We start from the raw sequence: 3,563 nt of genomic DNA on the forward strand, positions 1-3,563 counted from the left end.
TGTCGGATTGGCAATGAAAGTTCAGAGATCTTGACACAGGTCAGAACTCATCCTCCTGGGCTGTCCACTCTAACACCGCCTGCGCAGCAGTTCCAGCGTCAGGGTGGGGATCCGCCGTTCCTGCCCCGCCCAGGTGCCCAAAGAGCCAGGGGTGGGATAGCTGATGTCGTCGGTTACCGGCAGGCCGTTGCGAGCAGCCATCACCTGAGCCAGCTCAAGGGCAGGGCCATTGTAGTTCACGTAGGGATCGTTCTGGCAGGAGTGGGTAGAAAGGACAAATCGGGGTCGAATCTGGGCCAAACTCGCCAACAACGCTTGTGTCTCCGGCTCGGAGCCTGGGGCCGCTCCCGGCGGATAGCGAGCTTCCAAAGAAGCCGCGATCCAATCTTGCGTGGGCAGATTGCGGTTGAGATCCACACCGTTGGCGTTGAGCCGTTGCCCTAGGGCACAGCCATCCGGGTTCAGGCATGGGATCGCCCAAAGCGCAGCCCTGCCCTCCAAGGATCTCCATTTCCCAGAAGCCACGTAGCGCTCGATCAGGGCATAGCCTTCCACCTCATCGCCATGTACGCCGCCGACCAGCAGCAAGGGGCGGATCCCCTGGGTGAGCTGCCAAAGGTAAATGGGACGCCCCTGCACCGAGTGGCCGATCACTTGCAGAGATGCCAAGGGCTCACCGGCGCCCAGTCTTGGCAACATAGGGGATCCCAGCAAAACTTGCACCGCTAGAACGGAATATCGTCCGGCTCCGCTGGGGAAGCCCCCCCTCCTTCAGAGGAGTCCACAGTTGCAGACTCACCCATCCCCGTCAGAGAGAGAACCCGCGCCGATCCCAGTTGGTGGACGCGACGCGCGGTGATCTCGGCCAACTTTTCCTTACGCCCATCCCGCTCCACCACATTCATGTGCAGTTGGCCCTCCACCGTGATCTGATCCCCCACGCGGCAGGTGTCCACCACCCGCTGGGCCAGCTCTCCAAAAGAGGCAACCCGCACTTGGTACGGTGGCTCCTCCGGGCGCAAGCTGGGAAAGCGCAGCACCAGTGAGGTAACGGCCAGGTTGTCGGGAGTGTAGCGCAGCTCCGGCTCGCTGGCCACTTCCCCCATCAAGACAATCGAGTTCATGACAGAGCCACTGTAAAGTCTATTGGGGCGTTAAAAGAAGGCAGCTCAACTACCTTTACCATGCCTCCAGACCCGGATCCCGTCAACCTAGTTCACGCGCAGAGTCATGTAGCGCAGGATGCTCTCGTTGATGCGCAGATTTTTCTCCCAGGTGGCCACTGTCCTTGGCTCGGCCTCGTAGTTGAACTGGATGTAGAGGCCTTCCTTGAACTTCTTCATCTCAAACCCGGCAAAGCGGCGCTTGCCTCTGTTGGTAATTTCCAGGCCAGTTGCCCCGTTTTCTCGTAGGAGCGATTCCTGCTCGGTGAGGAGTTGTTGCAAGGGTTCGTCCGAGAGGTCGGGGCGCACGATCAGCATTGTCTCATAGGCGCGGGGCATGGAAGCCAGTTCTCCTTGGGAATCCAAATCAAAAGGTGCAGTAGGCTATCCTAGCTTCTCTTTGCGACAATCGAAAAGGGCCACAGCTCAATTCTCCACCCCTCTGCAGCGACAAAAGCAAGCCTCTTCACAAGAGGGGATCCGTTGTCCGATACAATAGGGGATACTTCGATAGCTGCCGGTTGGCTTAACCAAGACACTCTCAGTCGATCGATATCTAGGGTTCCAAGCATGAGCGCAGATGAAGTTTACAGCCGTGTTCGCAAGATCGTGTCCGATCAACTAGGCGTAGAGGACGACAAAGTAACCCTGGAAGCTAATTTCCAGAACGACCTAGGAGCCGACAGCCTCGATACGGTGGAGCTGGTCATGGCCTTCGAGGAGGAGTTCGATCTGGAAATCCCCGATGAAGATGCGGAGGGCATTGCCACTGTGCAGGATGCCGTCAACTACATCCTCTCTAAGAAAGCTGCCTAGCCTGGGAGAGGGCAATTCTGCCGGCTTGCCTTCCTTCTAACCGGAGGGTACCGGGTCGAAACTGCTCATGGTTGTCGTGGATCCTGCCGCCGCTCCTATGTCCATCCCATCCAACTTCCATCGCCGTGTTGTCATCACGGGGCTAGGGGCGATAACCCCCCTTGGCAATTCTCCTGGCGAGTTCTGGCAGAGCTTGCTGGCAGGCCGCTCTGGTATTGGGCCAATTACCCACTTCGATGCCTCTCGCCACGAGTGCCGCATTGCCGGGGAGGTGAAGGGGTTTGATCCCCTCGACTACCTGGATCGCAAGGACGTCAAGCGCACTGATCGCTTTGTCCATCTGGCCCTGGCCGCCACCCAACAGGCGCTGGAGGATGCCCAATTTCGCATTACCGATCTCAACGCTGAGCAGGTGGGGGTGATCTTGGGCACCGGCATCGGCGGCATCCGGGTTTTGGAAGAGCAGCAGACCATCTACCTGCAAAAGGGGCCGGATCGCTGTAGCCCCTTCATGGTGCCGATGATGATCGCCAACATGGCAGCAGGCCACGTGGCCATTCGCTTTGGCGCCAAGGGGCCTAACTCCTGTACGGTGACGGCCTGTGCTTCTGGCTCCAACGCCATCGGCGATGCCTTCCGGCTCATCCAGCGGGGGGAAGTGCAGGTGGCCATTACGGGGGGCACAGAAGCGGCAGTGACTCCCCTCTCGGTGGCGGGGTTCAGCGCCATGAAGGCTCTTTCCACCCGCAACGACGCCCCCGAACAGGCCTGTCGGCCCTTTGACCGGGATCGGGATGGCTTTGTCATGGGGGAAGGGGCGGGGATCCTGCTGCTGGAGGAGTTGGAACACGCCCGATCTCGCGGCGCCAAGATCTATGCCGAGATCGTCGGCTACGGCCTCACCTGCGACGCCCACCACATCACCAATCCCGCCCCCGCGGGCGAAGGTGCTGCCCGCGCGATGCGGCTAGCCCTTAAAGATGCCGGGATCCGGCCTGAGGAGGTGCAGCACATCAATGCCCATGCCACCAGCACACCGGTGGGGGATGTAGCCGAGGTGCAAGCCATCAGGGCGGTTTTCGGGGAGCACGCCCCTCGCCTGGCCATCAGCGCCACCAAGTCCATGACGGGCCATTTGTTGGGGGGAGCAGGCGGCGTTGCCACCGTGGCGACGGCCCTGGCCATCCACCACGGCTGGGTTCCCCCTACCCTCAACCTGGACAACCTCGACCCCGAGTGCGAGGGGCTGGACTTTGTCCCCCATAAGGCGCGGCAGATGGCCGTTGACGTGGCCCTGGTCAATGCCTTCGGGTTTGGGGGGCATAACGTGACCCTGGCCCTGCGCCGCTACTCTTCCAACTAAGGGATCCTGCCCATGTCCACTTCTGAAGGCTCCGCCCCCTCTGTTCGCCAGCAGGCCCTGGCCGCCTTGACGGCGGAGCTGACGCAGCAGGGCCATCCCCCTGAATACGCCCAGCACATGGCGGCGGCAGTGATTTTTCAGGCCGATCTGGATCTCTGCGCCGCCCAGTTGGCGCGGCTGCTGAGTTGGCTAAAGCAAAACCATCCGCAGCTCTATCCAGA

Annotated in this window: 6 protein-coding genes; 3 read left to right on the plus strand and 3 right to left on the minus strand. The window is 60.7% G+C overall.

What is annotated here, in order from left to right; all coding sequences use genetic code 11:
- Positions 1-69 precede the first annotated feature (69 nt).
- The 3 genes from NW809_RS11280 to rpsF form a co-directional block, all read right to left on the minus strand.
- A complete protein-coding gene (locus tag NW809_RS11280; protein ID WP_414402169.1) occupies positions 70-699 on the minus strand; it encodes a M14 family zinc carboxypeptidase in 630 nt (209 codons plus the stop codon).
- A gap of 26 nt (positions 700-725) precedes the next feature.
- Positions 726-1,124 (minus strand): single-stranded DNA-binding protein, encoded by a 399-nt coding sequence (locus tag NW809_RS11285; protein WP_414402170.1) that lies wholly within the window; start codon positions 1,122-1,124, stop codon positions 726-728.
- An 87-nt stretch (positions 1,125-1,211) separates the two neighbouring features.
- On the minus strand, positions 1,212-1,502 hold the full coding sequence (gene rpsF / locus NW809_RS11290; protein ID WP_011431645.1) for a 30S ribosomal protein S6: 291 nt from the start codon (positions 1,500-1,502) through the stop codon (positions 1,212-1,214).
- Between the two features lie 231 nt (positions 1,503-1,733).
- Between rpsF and NW809_RS11295 the strand changes: the two genes are divergently transcribed.
- The 3 genes from NW809_RS11295 to NW809_RS11305 all read left to right on the plus strand — a co-directional run.
- Positions 1,734-1,979: an acyl carrier protein gene (locus NW809_RS11295; protein WP_011431644.1), complete on the plus strand. Its 246-nt coding sequence runs from the start codon at positions 1,734-1,736 to the stop codon at positions 1,977-1,979.
- Between the two features lie 67 nt (positions 1,980-2,046).
- Positions 2,047-3,342 (plus strand): beta-ketoacyl-ACP synthase II, encoded by a 1,296-nt coding sequence (gene fabF, locus NW809_RS11300; RefSeq protein ID WP_414402171.1) that lies wholly within the window; start codon positions 2,047-2,049, stop codon positions 3,340-3,342.
- 12 nt (positions 3,343-3,354) lie between these two features.
- Positions 3,355-3,563 (plus strand): hypothetical protein (locus NW809_RS11305; RefSeq protein WP_414402172.1); only part of this gene is annotated, 209 nt, incomplete at its 3' end.

The organism is Synechococcus sp. WC101 (genome assembly GCF_047461555.1).
GTDB lineage: Bacteria > Cyanobacteriota > Cyanobacteriia > Thermostichales > Thermostichaceae > Thermostichus.